17 protein-coding genes are annotated in these 16428 nt (G+C 66.3%); 11 read left to right on the top strand and 6 right to left on the bottom strand.

From position 1 onward, the window contains the following. Window positions 1-2: 2 nt before the first annotated feature. The 3 genes from EGT50_RS07090 to EGT50_RS07100 form a co-directional block, all read right to left on the bottom strand. Window positions 3-656 (bottom strand): TetR/AcrR family transcriptional regulator, encoded by a 654-nt coding sequence (locus EGT50_RS07090; RefSeq protein ID WP_127951971.1) that lies wholly within the window; start codon window positions 654-656, stop codon window positions 3-5. 1229 nt (window positions 657-1885) lie between these two features. Then, window positions 1886-2440, bottom strand: a complete 555-nt coding sequence (locus EGT50_RS07095; protein ID WP_127951974.1) for a hypothetical protein — start codon at window positions 2438-2440, stop codon at window positions 1886-1888. Window positions 2441-2650: 210 nt separating this feature from the next. Then, on the bottom strand, window positions 2651-3292 hold the full coding sequence (locus EGT50_RS07100; protein WP_127951976.1) for an arsenate reductase ArsC: 642 nt from the start codon (window positions 3290-3292) through the stop codon (window positions 2651-2653). A gap of 357 nt (window positions 3293-3649) precedes the next feature. Between EGT50_RS07100 and EGT50_RS07105 the strand changes: the two genes are divergently transcribed. After that, window positions 3650-4423 (top strand): SigB/SigF/SigG family RNA polymerase sigma factor, encoded by a 774-nt coding sequence (locus EGT50_RS07105; RefSeq protein ID WP_127951979.1) that lies wholly within the window; start codon window positions 3650-3652, stop codon window positions 4421-4423. Window positions 4424-4427: 4 nt separating this feature from the next. Here EGT50_RS07105 and EGT50_RS07110 read toward each other — a convergent pair whose 3' ends face one another. Next, complete coding sequence (locus tag EGT50_RS07110) at window positions 4428-4661, bottom strand: hypothetical protein (RefSeq protein ID WP_127951981.1); 234 nt, start codon at window positions 4659-4661, stop codon at window positions 4428-4430. Between the two features lie 392 nt (window positions 4662-5053). On the opposite strand from EGT50_RS07110, the gene EGT50_RS07115 reads away from it, so the two are divergent. Beyond that, window positions 5054-6097, top strand: coding sequence for a tyrosine-type recombinase/integrase (locus EGT50_RS07115; protein ID WP_127951983.1), 1044 nt, complete (start codon window positions 5054-5056; stop codon window positions 6095-6097). 112 nt (window positions 6098-6209) lie between these two features. Further along, a complete protein-coding gene (locus EGT50_RS07120; RefSeq protein ID WP_127951985.1) occupies window positions 6210-7580 on the top strand; it encodes an NAD(P)/FAD-dependent oxidoreductase in 1371 nt (456 codons plus the stop codon). A gap of 12 nt (window positions 7581-7592) precedes the next feature. Here EGT50_RS07120 and EGT50_RS07125 read toward each other — a convergent pair whose 3' ends face one another. Next, window positions 7593-8027, bottom strand: a complete 435-nt coding sequence (locus tag EGT50_RS07125) for a PaaI family thioesterase (RefSeq protein WP_127952314.1) — start codon at window positions 8025-8027, stop codon at window positions 7593-7595. A 531-nt stretch (window positions 8028-8558) separates the two neighbouring features. On the opposite strand from EGT50_RS07125, the gene EGT50_RS07130 reads away from it, so the two are divergent. The 4 genes from EGT50_RS07130 to EGT50_RS07145 all read left to right on the top strand — a co-directional run bounded on the left by EGT50_RS07130 (window position 8559) and on the right by EGT50_RS07145 (window position 12298). Next, entirely contained in the window at window positions 8559-9932 is a 1374-nt protein-coding gene (locus tag EGT50_RS07130) for an iron chelate uptake ABC transporter family permease subunit (protein WP_235870633.1), read from the top strand. Between the two features lie 44 nt (window positions 9933-9976). Next, the gene (locus EGT50_RS07135) at window positions 9977-11035 is read left to right on the top strand and encodes a FecCD family ABC transporter permease (protein WP_127952317.1); all 1059 of its coding nucleotides are present in this window, start codon (window positions 9977-9979) and stop codon (window positions 11033-11035) included. Further along, complete coding sequence (locus tag EGT50_RS07140; protein WP_127951989.1) at window positions 11032-11898, top strand: ABC transporter ATP-binding protein; 867 nt, start codon at window positions 11032-11034, stop codon at window positions 11896-11898. The genes EGT50_RS07135 and EGT50_RS07140 overlap by 4 nt, the downstream gene beginning before the upstream one ends. An 85-nt stretch (window positions 11899-11983) precedes the next feature. Beyond that, complete coding sequence (locus tag EGT50_RS07145; RefSeq protein ID WP_127951991.1) at window positions 11984-12298, top strand: PadR family transcriptional regulator; 315 nt, start codon at window positions 11984-11986, stop codon at window positions 12296-12298. Between the two features lie 55 nt (window positions 12299-12353). Here EGT50_RS07145 and EGT50_RS07150 read toward each other — a convergent pair whose 3' ends face one another. Beyond that, window positions 12354-12761, bottom strand: a complete 408-nt coding sequence (locus EGT50_RS07150; RefSeq protein WP_127951993.1) for an ArsR/SmtB family transcription factor — start codon at window positions 12759-12761, stop codon at window positions 12354-12356. A gap of 127 nt (window positions 12762-12888) precedes the next feature. Between EGT50_RS07150 and EGT50_RS07155 the strand changes: the two genes are divergently transcribed. From EGT50_RS07155 to EGT50_RS07170, 4 genes are all read left to right on the top strand, one after another. Then, on the top strand, window positions 12889-14169 hold the full coding sequence (locus EGT50_RS07155) for an APC family permease (protein ID WP_127951995.1): 1281 nt from the start codon (window positions 12889-12891) through the stop codon (window positions 14167-14169). A gap of 42 nt (window positions 14170-14211) precedes the next feature. Next, complete coding sequence (locus EGT50_RS07160; RefSeq protein ID WP_127951998.1) at window positions 14212-14718, top strand: DoxX family protein; 507 nt, start codon at window positions 14212-14214, stop codon at window positions 14716-14718. Window positions 14719-14855: 137 nt separating this feature from the next. Next, entirely contained in the window at window positions 14856-15317 is a 462-nt protein-coding gene (locus EGT50_RS07165) for a BlaI/MecI/CopY family transcriptional regulator (RefSeq protein ID WP_127952000.1), read from the top strand. A gap of 28 nt (window positions 15318-15345) precedes the next feature. Then, complete coding sequence (locus EGT50_RS07170) at window positions 15346-16311, top strand: M56 family metallopeptidase (protein ID WP_127952002.1); 966 nt, start codon at window positions 15346-15348, stop codon at window positions 16309-16311. Window positions 16312-16428: the final 117 nt, after the last annotated feature.

Below are 16428 nucleotides of genomic sequence, written 5' to 3' on the forward strand. Positions count from 1 at the left end.
TTTCACTTATCGACTGTCGTCGGCGTTGACACCGAAGGAGGTGGGGGCGGTTCCAGTGCCAGCAAAGCATGCACAGCCGCTGCGAGGCGTTGACGCACAACCGCATCGGGTGTGCGCCGACCTCGCAGCAGGAGCGCGGAGGGTATCTCGACGACACAGTCTCTGATCACGTCCACCGCGTTCCTGTCTGCGCGGAGCCACATCGCGCGCGAAAGACGGACGAACAACTCCGCGAGCGTGTTGTCGAGGTTGCGTATATCGGCTGCAAGGTCGTTCGAGAGGTCGCTGGAATCGAGGAGTTCGTTGCGTCGCACGGCGAGCAGGAAGCGACCTGACACCGGAGACTCGAGTAGGAATCGGGCTGGGCTGTCGGCGGCTGCGATCACCGCCTCGATTGCGGCACTCTGTCCGTGCCCCCGCTCCAACGCTGCGTCGACAGCCCCGCTCTGCATCGTCAAGAATCGTTGCGCGGCGCGCAGCCAGACTTGGCCCACCAGGCCCGCCCGAGAACCGAACGCGTGGTAGATCGCGCCATTGGATACCGAGGTGACTTCGGACAATGCTCGGACAGTGACCGACGCAGGTCCAGAATCAACGGCCAGCTTTTCTGCGGCATTCATCAACCGCTCGAGGTCGTGTACGCGGGGGCGGGGCATGCGACCACGATAACAGAGCATGCGCTCTACTATTAATGCCGGTCATCCGTAGACCAGGCCGCCGCCCGCGACGGACTGACGCGAAGGCATGGACAGGGGTCCAGCTAGGCCCCGCGCGCCAGAACCGCCAAGCGATACCGACACCTTTGTAGTTGGGCCTTCGAGGGCGGGCAACACTACGAACAGTGACCGGGGGTCATTTCGTCAGAGTGACGTTTTGTAAGAGTAGGGCGACGGAGTCGGGAGAGCGGTGCAGGCGGAGGTCGAGGCTCGATCCGGCGCGGATGATTCGAACACCGTTCAAACATCGGCGGAACCGCGAACTCGACCGCAGACGGACCACGGCGAGTGACCGTGACGCGGCAACGTCGTGTCGGACGCCCACCGAGTCGCCAGCCGTGCGGCAGATCGGAAAGTTCGTCTCGAAACAGTTTGATCCGCAGCATGTTCCGCATATTGATAGAGTGCCGATAATCGACATTATGTCAAGTCACGTGGATACAAGCGGTCCCCGAGAGCCGGGCGGGACGCCCAGGAAGCCCGCGGGTCGATGCCGGGAACCCGATGCCGGGAACCGACGAGGACGAACGAACCGCACCCCCCTCCGGGAGTGCTCGCGAGTTTCGGGTCGACCGGCGATGTGAACCGGCGATCGAGTCGCGCATCCGACCCCGCGAGGAATCGATGAACGCGTCGACGCTGCGATGGCACCTCGATGAGGTCGATGCACGAGTCGAGTCAGCCACACTCCCCGCCGCAAGCTCCGCCCTCTCGGAGCAAGCTTTCATGGATATTACCGAATATCCATGTGCAGCTCCATGATTCGCACCAATCTCGAACCGGTCAACTTTGCGGAGTTCGGCGGACAAACCGCGTACAGGCAGTAGATCCAACCCCCGAGATCTCGCACGGACGAACGGCAGCCGACGGTATGTTGAGACAGGTGCTGTGGCTTCTCGTGACGCTCCTCCTCTTCCTGACGGTGGGCACCTATCTTTCTTTTGGTGTGCTCACAGCTATTGGGCAGCGTCGACGAGGCGCTGGCAAGCTTGTGTCTGTTGGTGCGGTCGCCTTCTTCCCGTTCTACTGGGTCGTCTGGTACGCGCACGACACGTGGCCATCAGATCGACGGGCGGCTCGATGAGCGCCGAGACGACAACTCGACAGCTCCTCTCCAACCTGCGAGCTATCGGACTGTCGGCTACCGAAACCGCCTGAATTCAAACATATTAGGCATGGTCCGGCGTCTTCCTCGTTGGCACGACCAGCGAATAGACCTTGCCGGCCGCGAGCAGCGCAGTCAGCGCGAGAAGTGTCCAGAAGACAACCGGGAACCAGATCATCACTCCGACGAACACGCTGAGCGCCACGAATTTTACGACCTCTCGCGCGGCGCGTACCTTCCAGCGTTCCGTCGGTTTGCGCCGGTAGAAGCTGCGGGCCAACCCGGAGAGCGCCTTGATTCGGCCGTTTCCGTCGAATTCGAACAGCGCGATTCCCATCCGGTTTGCGAACGATCGCGCCTCGTGCGTGTATCCCCCATATGAGAAGTGCACCCAGCGATCGTTCGTCCTTCCCAGGTAAACAGTCTCGTGGATGCCCCTCAGGTGCTGCTCATCGACGGGCGATCTCGTGATCGTTCCAAGTCCGACGACACGGCGTCCGTCGACGTGGAACAAGTCGTCCGTCCATCCGAGACGCGTGCTGACGGACTCGAAGCCCATGTCCCCCATGTGAAAAGCGACAGACTCGTACATGTCGCGGCGACTGATAGCAGGTTTCAACACGACTCCATCGCTTCGGAATTAGGTGACAAATCGTACCTGGTAGAGCCGAAGAGAATCAGTCGATCGATGGCCACGCCCGAGAGTTCATGAAATATGGCCGCTTTCGACACCCGAATCTGATCTGACGCGCTCGCTGCGTCCGGCTATCAGTATCGGCGAATATCTCTGCGTGAATGGATGCTTCACTTGCGGTCGACCCAGCGAGTGTCAGAGCTCGTCGAGCAGGCCACGCACCAGGACGTCGATCTCGTCTCGGATCTCGCGCACAACCTCAACGGGTTGTCCCTCCGGGTCGGCTACCGGCCAGTCGAGGTACCGTTTCCCCGGGTAGACGCCGCAGGCGTCTCCGCACCCCATGGTCACCACGATGTCGGCGGCGGCGACCACGTCGTCGGTCAAAGGCTTGGGGTACGCGGGAGTCAGGTCCACACCGCTCTCGGCCATCACCTCCACGACGGCCGGATCGACCTCCCCGATCGGTGTCGACCCCGCCGAATGCACGTGGACCCGATCGTGGCCATGGTGATCGAGCAACGCTGCGGCCATCTGTGAGCGGCCGGCGTTGTGGGCGCAGATGAACAGCACATCGGGCTCGGTCTTCGGCACGCTCCCGTCTGCACGGGCGCGGGCGGTCAGTCGTTCCTCCGCGAGATTCGGTGCGAGGGCCGCCAGATGGGCGTGGACGGTGGCGGTCTCCCGAAGCGCTTCGTAGGACTCGACCACTGCCCGTTCGACCGTCTCCGGGGAAAAGACTCCGACATACCTCTTGGCCAAGTGATCCGCGGCGCGCGACAGAACGGCTGCGGGTAGCAACAAAGCGGGTTGCTGACGGTCAACGCGCTGGGTCATTGTCGCCTCCTGTGATTCTCTGGTGAGTTGCCACCGCCCCCATGAAACGCGAAGAAGATCACGATCGTGCACAACATCCGGGCCGCGCTCACGGCCCGATCCGAGGCAGTCGGATTGCCCCCTATTCCAGGTCCGACCGTTCGCCTTGTCTGCCGAGTAGGCGGGCGGGCGTGCTGCCCTGGGTTCGCCGGTGCCGGTGCCGAAGGACCGGCACCGCTCCCCCTCCGATCGCTCCCAACGGAGTGCTGCGCGTCATACGATGAACGAGTCCGATGTCCGAGGAGGACACGTGAGGCAGCCATCCCGGTTCTGCACGGTGGCACCGGACCTGCTCCACCGGCACCGCGAGGCGATCGTGTGAGTGGATCGGCCCAGCACACCAGCGAATACCGCGACGTGGGTGCGGTCTTCGAGTCGATGGCGGCGCTCGACCGCACCGATCCGCGGTACCGAGTGCTGCGCGACTCGGTCGTGACGCGATGCCTCCCACTCGCCGACCACATTGCCCGCCGGTTCGACGGCCGCGGCGAGTACCACGATGACCTTGTCCAGGTCGCCCGGGTCGGATTGGTCAATGCGGTCAACCGCTACGACGTGGGGGTGGGTTCCGACTTCGTTGCGTTCGCGGTGCCGACCATGATGGGTGAGGTTCGGCGACATTTCCGGGACAGCGGCTGGGCGGTGCGGGTGCCGCGCCGGGTCAAGGAACTTCATCTCGAGATAACCCGTTCGGCCGCGGTCCTCACGCAGCGCCTGGAGCGGCCGCCTACGCGGCGTGAGATCGCGGCGGAGCTTCGGATCGGTGAGCAGGAGGTCGCCGAGGGACTCCTCGCGGCCAACGCCTATCAGACGGTGCCGGTCGACGCCGCTCCGAACGGTCGCCCTCGCGGACACCCGCTGGCCGAGGAACTCGGCGACGAGGACGCCCGTCTCGAGGCGGTCGAGAACCATGAGGCGCTTCGTCCGGTGCTCGCCACCCTGTCCGAACGCGAACGCCGGATCGTGTTCATGCGGTTCTTCGCGAACCTCACGCAGAGTCGGATAGCCGAGGAGGTCGGGATCTCCCAGATGCACGTCTCGCGCTTGTTGGCCCGGTCTCTCGCGACACTCCGAAATCAACTCGAACAGTGACTGGTCACACGCGATCGACCAACTGCTCGTGGCCGGCCATTCGTGCGCAATTGGCGCAACAGAATATTCGGCTCCCGTCTTCGACGCCGTGACCGAGGATGCGGCATTTGCAGTGCGCGCACACGGGAGCCATGGCGTGTGCCGCGCACTCGAAGCTGTCGAACACGCCCCGCCGGTCTCCCATTACCACCGTGAATGCCTTGTCGTAGTCGTTGCCGCACGTCTCGCAGGTCGCCATTACTCGCCTCCTCGTCGGGGCCGGCGCGCAGACGCGGCCGGCGTAGATGACGAGTACCCAGATCCTTTCGCCGATACACCCCGGCAACGGTGTGTCGCGGGGCCGATTTCGTGACTGTGACGGCCCAAAAGGAACGCGAAAAGGAAAAGGCCAGGCACACGTCGGGGGGCGTGCCTGGCCGCGTTCACGCTATGAGATCGGGGTAGTCGGCGAAAGCCGCGCCGGGGTGAAATCGAGGGTGAAGCCACCTCTCCCCCGTGCCCCCGCATCCACCCACATAACCGGCCCATGGGGCTGAACTGGCTATACACTTCCCGGTACAGATGGATCGAACACATGTGCTGTTCGGTCCAAGATGGGTAGCAGCGGAAGACGCGTGGCAGCGAAGAGACATGGAGCAGGACAGCGTGCGTGACGACCAACAGCTACTCGACGCCTGGTTCGGTGAGTTCCTCCTCCACCGCAGCACCGCGAAGCCGTCCCCGAACACCCTCAAGGCGTACCGCCAGGACTATGCCGGAATCTGCGAGCTCCTCGCACACCAAACCGGGACGGCGGCGAGCGAGCTTCCCGTGGATGTGATCACCAAGCCGTCGATGCAGCAGGCTTTTGCCGCGTTCGCTGCAACGCATGAGGTCGCGTCGATCCGCCGGTGCTGGTCCACCTGGAACACGCTGTGCGACTTCCTGTTCTCCCTGGACGCGATCGTCGCCAACCCGATGTCGGCGGTGCTGCGCCCCAAGGCGCCCAAGCGGATTCCCAAGGCGCTCCCGTCGGACGCGGTCGCCCGGCTGATCACGACGCTGCAGGAGGACGACAAAGACGGCGTCCGGCCGTGGGGCGAACGCGACTTCGCGATCATTCTCACCGCGTTGTTGACCGGTATGCGGTCGTCCGAGCTGATCGCCGTGAACATCGGGGACGTGCGCGGCGCGGCCGAGCACGGAGCGACGGAAGCGGCGAAGGTGATTCTGGTCCGAGGCAAGGGAAGTAAGGAACGTGTCGCGACCGCGGAGCCCGCGCTTGTGGCCGCACTGACCGGCTATCTCGAGTCGCGAATCCACCGCCTTCCGGACACGATCAAACGTCGGGTGCCGCAAGTCGCAACCCCCTGGCAGTACTTCCGCAGTACGGATCCACTGTTCGTCGGGGCCGATGGCAGCCGGATCACCCGCGGCACACTGCAGTACCGCGTGCTCCGGGCGTATCGGCGTGCGGGGATCAACGGTGAACGCGCCAAGGGCGCCCTCACGCACCAGTTCCGGCACACGTTCGCCACCAACATGGCCGACGAGAACGTCAGCATCTTCACCCTCATGCGCATGCTGGGCCACGAGTCGATGAACACCACGCAGGTGTACACGGAAGGCGCAGGTGCGGGGGTGCGGGAGGCTGCGGCCCGAAATCCGCTCTATCGACTCCTCGACGACCACTGATGCGGCGGCACGCGACGCGAGACGGGTCCCGCCGTGGTCGGCAAGACGTGCGACCACGCGACGGTTACCGTGGCAGGGACAGCATGGTTCGACGACTTTCGAGGAGCGCGGAATGAGCACCCCGTCGACGCCCACCCGCCGCCATCGCGTCGTGGTCATCGGATCTGGATTCGGCGGACTGTTCGCCACCCAGGCGCTCGGGCGCGCGCCGGTGGACATCACGCTGATCGCCCGGACGACGCATCATCTCTTCCAGCCCCTGCTGTATCAGGTGGCGACTGGGATCTTGTCCGTCGGGGATATCGCGCCGACGACCCGCATCGTGCTGCGCAAGCAGAAGAACGTCGAAGTCCTCCTGGGTGACGTGGAGACGATCGACCTCGCTGCAGGCAAGGTGACGTCACACCTGCTCGACCGTGAGACCGTCACCGAGTTCGATTCCCTCATCGTCGCCGCCGGAGCCGGACAGTCGTACTTCGGCAACGACCACTTCGCGGAGTTCGCGCCCGGCATGAAGACCGTCGACGACGCCCTCGAGTTGCGCGGCCGCATCCTGGGGGCATTCGAGCAGGCCGAACTGTCCGACGATCCCGAAGAGCGTGCCCGGCTGCTCACCTTCGTCGTGGTCGGTGCCGGGCCGACCGGCGTCGAGTTGGCCGGCCAGATCGCCGAACTCGCGCACCGCACGTTGGCCGGCGCGTTCCGGCGGATCGATCCGCGTGAATCCCGGGTGGTCTTGCTCGACGGCGCCGCGTCGGTGCTGCCGGTGTACGGCGGCAAACTCAGCGCCAAGGCCGCCGAACGGCTCGAGAAACTCGGCGTGGAGATCCAGCTCGACTCGATGGTCACGAACGTCGATGTGGACGGGCTGCTCGTCAGACACAAGAACGGCACCGAGAATCGGATCGAGTCGCAGTGCAAGGTGTGGTCGGCCGGGGTGCAAGCCAGCCCGCTGGGAAGGCAGTTGGGTGAGCAGACCGGTGCGGAGGTCGACCGTGCCGGCCGGGTTCACGTCAACCGGGATCTGACGCTTCCCGGCTATCCGAACGTGTTCGTGATCGGTGACATGATGGCGCTCGACGATCTGCCCGGCCTTGCTCAGGTGGCGATGCAGGGCGGCAAGTACGCGGCCAAGGAGATCCGTGCCGGACTCGACGGCGCTCGGCCCGCGGACCGGCAGCCGTTCAAGTACTTCGACAAGGGTTCGATGGCGACGATCTCCCGGTTCAGCGCTGTCGCGAAGGTGGGCAAGCTCGAGATCAGTGGGTTCATCGGCTGGGTCATGTGGCTCGTCGTCCACCTGATGTACCTGATCGGGTTCCGCAACCGTCTGTCGACGGTGATCTCGTGGATAGTCTCGTTCCTCGGTAGGGGCCGTGCGCAGATGACCTCGACCGAGCAACAGGTGTTCGCACGCAACGCGATCGACATGCTTCAGGAGCACAGTCGAGCGTCTGCTGCCGAATCACGCGAGGCAGGTTGATCCGGTCCCCTGTCAGCCGTTTCCGAGCGCCGACGTCTCGGCAATGTTCTGCAGCCGCACTTGCCCGCGTGCGACGAGCTTGTCCTGCTCGTCGGTGACGGTCACGAGCCACAACTGCTGTGTGCGTCCCCGATGCACTGGAGTGGCCTCGGCGAACAGGACGCCGTCGCGGGTGGCGCGGAGGAAGTCGGTGTTGTTGTTCACACCGACGACATGACCGCGGTCTCCGAACCAGAGGCTGGCGGCGACGCTGGCGAGAGATTCGATGACCGCGCAGTGCACGCCGCCGTGCATGATTCCCCACGGCTGGTAGAGCGCAGGCGTGACCTTCCACTGTGCCCGGACGCGGTCGGCGGAAAGTTCGGTGTACTCGAGTCCGATCGCTTCGCCGAATCCCCTGTTGAGGAATGCCGTGACTTCCGCCGGGTCCGCTCCGGCACCCGGTATCGATGCACGCTCCGCGTCGCTCACGATGATCTGCTCCCTCGAGTCGGGCACCTGTGGGTGCCGGGCTGCCTGGTGAATACGCTTCTCGTCATCGTGCCCGACGCCACTGCGCGAGATTGATCCGCCCCACAGGGTGAGACGTATCGGCGGGCTCCGCGCCTGTGCGCGGAGCCCGCCGTGGAGGGGACCGGGAGTCTCTGCAGCCCTCAGGACTCCGCACGGTCCGGCAGCCTGCGCACGAGCATAGGCAAGGCTGGCCTAACTATGCAACCCGACGCGGGGGCGTCCTCCGTCATCCAGCGCGGATACTGCCGTCGCACGTTCGGTTAGGCTTCCGTAACCTGATGCTCGACCGCGTCTTCCCTTTTCGCCTGCCCGCCCAGGAGCACCCCTGCCGTGACGACCCGCCCGCCAGACACGAGTTCGGACTCGTCGACGCGCAAGCATGCACTCGGGGGCCGCGGTGACCTCGGTGATCACAGGGGCGACGGAGACTTCGGGAAGGAGGTCGTCCCCGAGGGCCCGGCCCCATTGCAGTTGAGGGCAGTCGCGAACGCGATCGATCTCTGCGTCCTCGCAATCCCCGTCCTGATCGGCTGGTACCTGGTCGACTCGCTCGCCGACGTCAACGGCGGCGGCGAGGCGGATCGGGCCGTGTTCGGTGGCGCAGCACTGGCAGTCGCCATCTGTCTTTTCGTCTGGAACCGCGGTGTACGCGAGGGCAGAGCCGGAACGACCGTCGGTAAGGGGTGGTGTGGCCTAGTCACCCGCGACATCGAGACCGGCGCACCAATCGGTGTCCGGCGCGCACTGCACCGCTGGTGGGATCGCGGCACGGAGGTGGTGCGCGAATCGACTGCGCGCGTGGACGGATTCGAACCGCTTGCACCCGATACCTCGCTGGCCGCCATTCGTCGCCGACGATTGCTGGGCCTGGCCGCGCTGGCGATCCTGCTGGTAGTGATCCTGTTCGCGAGCGTGTCGGTCGGTGCCCGGCCGTTGTCGTTCGACGAGATCTTCCACGCACTGTTCTATTCGACGGGCGACGAGACCGACATCATCGTGCGGACGCTGCGCATCCCGCGGACCCTGCTCGGTCTCGTCGTCGGCATCGCCCTCGGCGTCGCCGGTGCGTTGATCCAGGGCCATACCCGCAACCCGCTCGCCGACGCCGGCCTGCTCGGCCTCAACGCTGGCGCCGCGTTCCTCGTCGTGATCGCGATCTACGTCTTCGGGCTGGCGACGCCAGGCCAGTACCTGTGGTTCGCCTTCGTCGGATCAGCCCTCGCGTCGATCACGGTGTTCGGCCTCTCGTCGATCGGCAACGGTAGCGCCAGTCCGCTCAGTCTCGCCCTCGCCGGGGCTGCAGTCGCGTTCTTCCTACAGGCCATGACCAGTGCGGTGGTCATTCTCGACCAGACCTCGCTCGACGGCTACCGATTCTGGGTGGTCGGTTCGGTGGCCGGCCGTGGGTACGACATCCTCTGGCAGGTGTTGCCGTTCCTGATCCTCGGCTTGCTGATAGCGATCGCCAGCACCCCGAGCCTCAATGTCATCAGTCTCGGAGAGGACGTGGCACGGTCGCTGGGAACCAACGTCACCTCCTCCCGCATCGTCGGCATCGCGGCGATCACGCTCCTCACCGGGGCGGCCACCGCCGCATGCGGACCGATCGCGTTCATCGGCCTGGTCGTTCCACACGTGGCGCGCGCGATCACCGGCCCCGATTACCGCTGGCTGGTCCCCTACGCCGGTGTTCTCGGTGGCCTCATGCTCGTGATGGCCGACGTGATAGGCCGGGTCGTGGTGCGGCCGGGTGAACTCCAAGTCGGCATCGTGCTGGCCGTCTTCGGCGCCCCGTTCTTCATCGCGCTGGTTCGGCGCAGGAAGCTGGCGAGCCTGTGAGCGTCATCGATCCCGCCACCACGTCCGCCGAGCCGGGCGCGTCGATGAAGGTGCCGTCGCGGCCCGCGTTCCGACTCGGGCCGATCTCGCTGGTGCTGCGGCCATACATGATCGTGGTGAACGTCGTGCTGGTGGCGACGGTGTTCCTGCTGGTGTGTGTCGGAGTCGGCCGCGGCGACTTCCCGCTGTCGCTCCCCGAGGTCGCCGACGTGCTGTTCGGCGGAGGGTCGAACGTGCAGCGATTCATCGTGATGGAGTTGCGACTGCCCCGCGCGCTGACGGCCGTGCTGATCGGTGTCGCGCTCGGCATCGCCGGCGCGATCACCCAGTCGGTCGCCCGCAACTCGCTCGCCAGCCCGGACATCCTCGGCATCACCTCGGGTGCGGGTGCCGCGGCGGTCGCGTTGATCGTGCTCGGGGGTGGCGGATCGTTCGTCGGTCTGCTCGCCACGCTCGGCATCCCCCTGGCGGCACTGCTCGGCGGCCTGCTCACCGCGGGCGTGATCTACCTGCTGGCGTGGCGCCAGGGCGTCGAGGGGTACCGGTTGATCCTGGTCGGTATCGGTATCAACGCGATGATGCTCGCGACCACCGGCTGGCTGCTCATCTCGGCGGACATCAACGACGCCTCGCGCGCCATGGTGTGGATCAACGGCTCGCTGAACGGGGCGGACTGGGCACAGGTGTGGCCGGTGGCGATCGCTCTCGTCCTCATCGGCGGCTGGGCCGTGGTCTCGGCCTTCACGCTCGGAGCCCTGCGGCTGGGCGACGACAACGCGCGTTCGTTGGGGGTCCAGCAGCAGTCCGAGCAGGCCAAGCTGCTGATCGCGGCGGTGGTGCTCGCGGCGATCGCCACCGCGGCCGCCGGACCCGTCGGGTTCGTTGCGTTGGCGGCACCGCAGGTCGCTATGCGTCTGATCCGTTCGGCGGGGCCGCCAATCATTGCGTCGGGGCTCACCGGCGCCGTGCTGGTGGTCGGCAGCGACATCATCGCCCGAACCGTTCTTCCCGCCGAACTGCCCGTCGGCGTCGTGACCTCGGCGATCGGCGGCCCGTTCCTGTTGTATCTGCTCGTCCGCAACAACCGGAAGGTCTCGGCATGACCCCTCGAACCCGACCGGCCGAGTCGGCACCAGCCTCCCCCGCTCCCCGACTCGTCGCCGAGAACCTGACCCTCGGCTACGGCGACCGGGTCATCGTCGAGGGGCTCGACGTCGAGATCCCTACCGGCGTGATCACGACGGTGATCGGCCCGAACGGCTGCGGCAAGTCGACGATGTTGCGTGCCCTGGGTCGGCTCCTCAAGCCGCGCGCCGGCACGGTGCTCCTCGACGGCAAGGCCATCTCGTCGATGCGCACCAAGGAGGTAGCGCGGACACTCGGCATGTTGCCGCAGGCCCCGGTTGCCCCTGAGGGGTTGACGGTCGCCGATCTGGTCGCGCGCGGACGCCACCCGCACCAGTCGTGGTTCCGGCAGTGGTCGTCGGACGACGAGGACGAGGTCGCGCGTGCGCTCGCGTTGACGGGCGTGGCCGATCTTGCAGACCGGCCGGTCGACCAACTTTCCGGAGGACAGCGCCAGCGCGCATGGATCTCGATGGCGCTCGCGCAGGGCACCGAACTCCTGCTGCTCGACGAGCCGACGACCTACCTCGACCTGTCGCACTCGGTGGAGGTGCTCGACCTCGTCGACCGCATGCACGAGGAAATGGGCCGCACCGTGATCATGGTTCTGCACGACCTCAACCTCGCCGTCCGATACAGCGACCACCTGATCGCAATGGCGCAGGGCCGGATCGTCGCGTCCGGCAAGCCACAGGATGTCATCTCCTCCGAACTGCTCGCGGAGGTTTTCGGACTGGAGGCCACTGTCATCGAGGACCCCGTCTCGGATCGTCCCCTGATCGTCCCGATCGGCACCCGACACGTATACGGCGCAGCGGGCGGCCCGGTTCGCGATCGTTGACCGGCGTCCGTCGTAGTATCGGAACGCGGTATCGGGAAGCGATATCGGCTCGGTTATCCGAGCGTTTGGACGCGGAGGTGTTCACATGCGGGAGTTCCAACGCGGCGCGGTACGCGTCCACATCCTCCATCACGCAGCCCAGCGGGGCATCCACGGCGCGTGGATGACCCGGGAGCTGTCCGAGCACGGATACGACATCAGCCCCGGCACGCTCTACCCTGCCCTGCATCGTCTCGAGGCCGAAGGGCTGCTGACATCGCAGCAGCAAGTGGTCGAGGGTCGCGCCCGCAGGGTGTACCACGTGACCGACGCCGGGAAACGGGCACTCGACGAAGACCGCAAGGCCTTGGCGGAACTGGCCCGCGAAGTTCTCGGCATCCACACCCCAGAGCACGTCTGACGTCCAGCCGGTGCCGCACCGTATGTCGGTGCGACGGGCACCCGCCAGGAATCCCTCACCGCGACGGAAATGGGGCCGAGGCGTCCTCCGACGCGCAGTCTGAGCCCCGGACGACGCCCGGCTCGGGCGAGAGCACCACCGACAGCTGCGCCAACGCGGAGGGGATCACCCGGTAGTACACCCAGGTGCCGCGGCGCTCGCAGTCGAGCAAGCCTGCCTCGCGCAGAACCTTCAGGTGGTGCGAGATGGTCGGCTGCGACAGCTCGAACGCCGGGGAGATGTCGCACACGCAGCTCTCGCCGTTCTCGTGGCCGGCGATCAGACTGATCATCTGTAACCGGACCGGGTCCCCCAGTGCCTTGAACCTTCGGGCCAGGTCGTCGGCCTGGTCCGGGCCCAACGGCTCGCACCCGAGGGGTGAGCAGCGCGTCTCTGGTCGATTCGGCTCTAGCTGATTCGACATCTGTCAATACTGGCGCGCGCCGAAACGCCTCGTCAAACGTTTGGGTTGGGTCCGACGCGGCGCAGGGTCGCGGCGGCCCGGGAATCGCGATATCGTTGGCCGATATCGGTGAGCGATAGGAGTTCGGATGTCGAAGAGCCGACCCGCTTCCACAGCCACCGGCGACGCGAACCAGCTGATGAGGCGCCTCGGCACTGCCGACGCCATCACCATCGGTTTGGGCTCGATGATCGGTGCCGGGATCTTCGCCGTGCTTGCCCCCGCGGCACACGCGGCCGGCGCCGGGCTGCTGATCGGGTTGGCGATCGCCGCGGTGGTCGCGTACTGCAACGCCACCTCGTCTGCGCGCCTGGCCGCCCGCTACCCCGCCTCCGGCGGCTCGTACGTCTACGGGCGGGAACGACTGGGCAAGTTCTGGGGGTACCTCGCGGGGTGGTCGTTCGTCACGGGCAAGACGGCGTCGTGTGCAGCGATGGCGTTGACCGTCGGGCTCTATGCCTGGCCGCAGTACGCGCACGAGGTGGCGGTCGCGGCAGTGGTGGCCTTGACGGCGGTCAACTACGCGGGGATCAAAAAGTCCGCGTGGCTCACCCGCGTCATCGTGGCCGTCGTGCTGGCCGTACTCGCGGCGGTGGTCGTGGCCGCTTTCGCGTCCGACGCCGCCGACCCGGCGCGACTCGGGTGGGGTTCGGACGTCACCGTGGGCGGAGTGCTCCAGGCTGCGGGACTGCTGTTTTTCGCCTTCGCGGGCTACGCGCGCATCGCGACCCTCGGCGAGGAGGTCCGTGACCCGGCTCGTACCATTCCGCGAGCGATCCCGCTGGCACTGGGTATCACCCTGGTCGTGTACGCATGTGTCGCGGTCGCTGTACTGCTCGTGGTGGACCCTCAGCAACTGGCCACAACGAGTGCCCCGTTGTCGGAGGCAGTCGCCCTTGCCGGCGCCGGCTGGCTCGAGCCCGCGGTGCGCGTGGGCGCGGTCGTGGCAGCGCTCGGATCACTGCTCGCGCTGATCCTCGGAGTCTCCCGAACGACCCTGGCCATGGCCCGCGATCGTCATCTCCCCGGAGCTCTCGCGGCTGTGCATCCCCGTTTCGGCGTCCCGCATCGGGCCGAGATCACCATCGGAATCATCGTCGCCACGGTCGCGGCGTTCGCCGATGTCCGTGCGGCCATCGGATTCTCCTCGTTCGGAGTCCTCCTGTACTACGCCGTCGGGAACGCTTCCGCCTGGACCCTCGCACCCGACGAGGGCCGGCCGGCGAGATTGATTCCCATCGTCGGTTCCGTCGGCTGCCTGGTGCTGGCGTTCACCCTGCCACTGACCTCCGTCATGGCCGGGGCCGCCGTTATCGCGGCCGGCGCACTCGTGTACGTAGCACGCCGACTGCGTGTCGGCGGAAGATGAACCATCGGGGGCTGAATTAGGCCCAGGCGACGGGAGGCACCCATGCCTGAATTTCAAAATCTGTTGACTCGACTGACCGCGACGGATGCACCAGCTTCGGTTGTCCTGATCCGCTTCTACGTCGGCGCCGTCTTCCTGTCCGAGGGGATCCAGAAATTCGTCTACCCCGAGCGACTCGGTACCGGACGATTCACGACGGCCGAAATCCCCGCACCGGCGTTCTTCGCCTACTTCGACGGCGTGTTCGAAATACTGTGCGGCTGTCTGATCCTCGCCGGCCTGCTCACACGCCTGGCCGCACTCCCCATGATCGTCAACATGATGGGCGCGCTATTGATCACGAAGATGCCTATTCTCTGGGGCAACTCGCCGACATTTGCCGGGGAGTCAGGATTCTGGGATTTCGCCCACGAGGCCCGCGTCGACGTCGCTCAACTGTGCGGAACTCTTTTCCTGCTCATCGTCGGGGCCGGAGCCTGGTCGCTGGATGCGCGCCTGCGATCCTCGCGTGCAGAGGTGAGCGGGCGAAAAGTCCAGAGCGAACCGTAGCCGTTCCGGACGGGGACGACGACGTGGATCCTGGCATCTCCGCCTGACATCGACTGAGACCGATACCACACCCGCCGCTCGAACGTACTTCCGGTAGTGCGAGCGGTTCGGGACGTGCGGTACGTAGAATTTGAAGCATGGCTGGACTCGGTGAGCTCGAACGTGCGGTGATGGATCATCTGTGGTCCGTCTCGGAACCCCAGACGGTGCGGCAGGTGCATGAAGCCCTCGCTGCCCGCCGCGAACTCGCGTACACCACGGTGATGACCGTGCTGCAGCGCCTCGCGAAGAAGCATCTGGTGATCCAACAGCGCGACGACCGTGCACACCGCTACGTCCCCGTGCACGGGCGCGACGAGTTGGTCGCGAGCCTGATGGTCGACGCCCTGCAGCAGGCCGACGAGTCCGGTGAGCGTGCCGCGGCACTCGTCCACTTCGTCGGACAGGTCGGTGCCGACGAGGCCGCAGCACTCCGCGAGGCGCTGGCCGCCCTCGAGGAGTCCGAGGCGACGAAGGGCGAGACGACCTCCCAGTCAGCGGCCCCGATGCACCCGCCAGGCAGTACCGGCCTGCGCCGAGGTACCAGTCGGGCGAGTTGAGGCCTGTCGACGTCATGTCGTGTAGCTGATGAACGCCAGCAACGCACTGGCTTTCGGGGTGCTCGCGCTCGCCCTGACCGGCCCCGTGCCGGCGATGCTGAGTCGTGCTCGGTGGCCGTTCCGTGCGCCCCGCGCTGCACTGGTGCTGTGGCAGGCGATCGCGCTCGCCGCAGTGCTGTCGGCGTTCAGCTCCGGGCTCGCCATCGCCAGCCAGCTGTTGGTTCCCGGCCCGGACGGGCGCCCCACCACGGATCCGACCGCCGAGATCGACGCGCTCGGTCTACCCCTGTGGATCCTGTACATAGTCGTGCTCGGCCTCACGCTGCTGATCGGCGCAAGGTTGATCGCCTCGATCGTCCGTGTTGCCGTGCACACGCGCCGCCGCCGAGCACGGCACCGCATGCTCGTCGACCTGCTCGACCGCGGCGACGCCGACATCTCCGCCGCATTGGGGCGTCTGTCCGACGTCCGTGTCCTCGACGCGGCCGAGCCGATCGCTTACTGCCTTCCGGGCCTGCGGCAGCGGGTCGTGCTCAGCGAGGGGACCTTGAAGTCCCTCAACGTCGCCGAGATCACCGCCATCCTCACCCACGAGCGTGCCCACCTGCGGGCCCGCCACGACCTGGTCCTCGAGGCGTTCACTGCACTGCACCAAGCCTTCCCGCGAGTGGTCCGCTCGAAGTCCGCACTCGGCTCGGTCCAGCTGCTCGTCGAGCTGCTCGCCGACGACTCCGCCGTCAAGGTCACCGGCCCGACGCCGCTGGCGCGCGCCCTGGTGACCTGCGCCGGGACCACCGCCCCCCGCGGCGCGATGGCGGTAGGCGGCCCGAGCACCCTGGTCCGCATCCAGCGCCTCAACGGCGCCGGCGCCGACGCACGGATCGCGGTGTCCGCCTACATAGCCGCAGCAGCGATTCTCGTGGTCCCGACGATCGCGGTCGCCGTGCCCTGGCTGGTTGAGCTGAACCGGCTGTTCTCGTCGATACAGCCCTGACCGTCGGCTGGTTGCGCCGGTCACAACACCAGAACGGAGTCGTCGGTGGCGACCCGTGTCGCGTACACTCGTCGACGGCCCGATGGCGGGTTCACTCAATTTCGATTGTTCAATGTG

Source organism: Rhodococcus xishaensis (genome assembly GCF_004011825.1).
GTDB classification, from domain to species: domain Bacteria; phylum Actinomycetota; class Actinomycetes; order Mycobacteriales; family Mycobacteriaceae; genus Prescottella; species Prescottella xishaensis.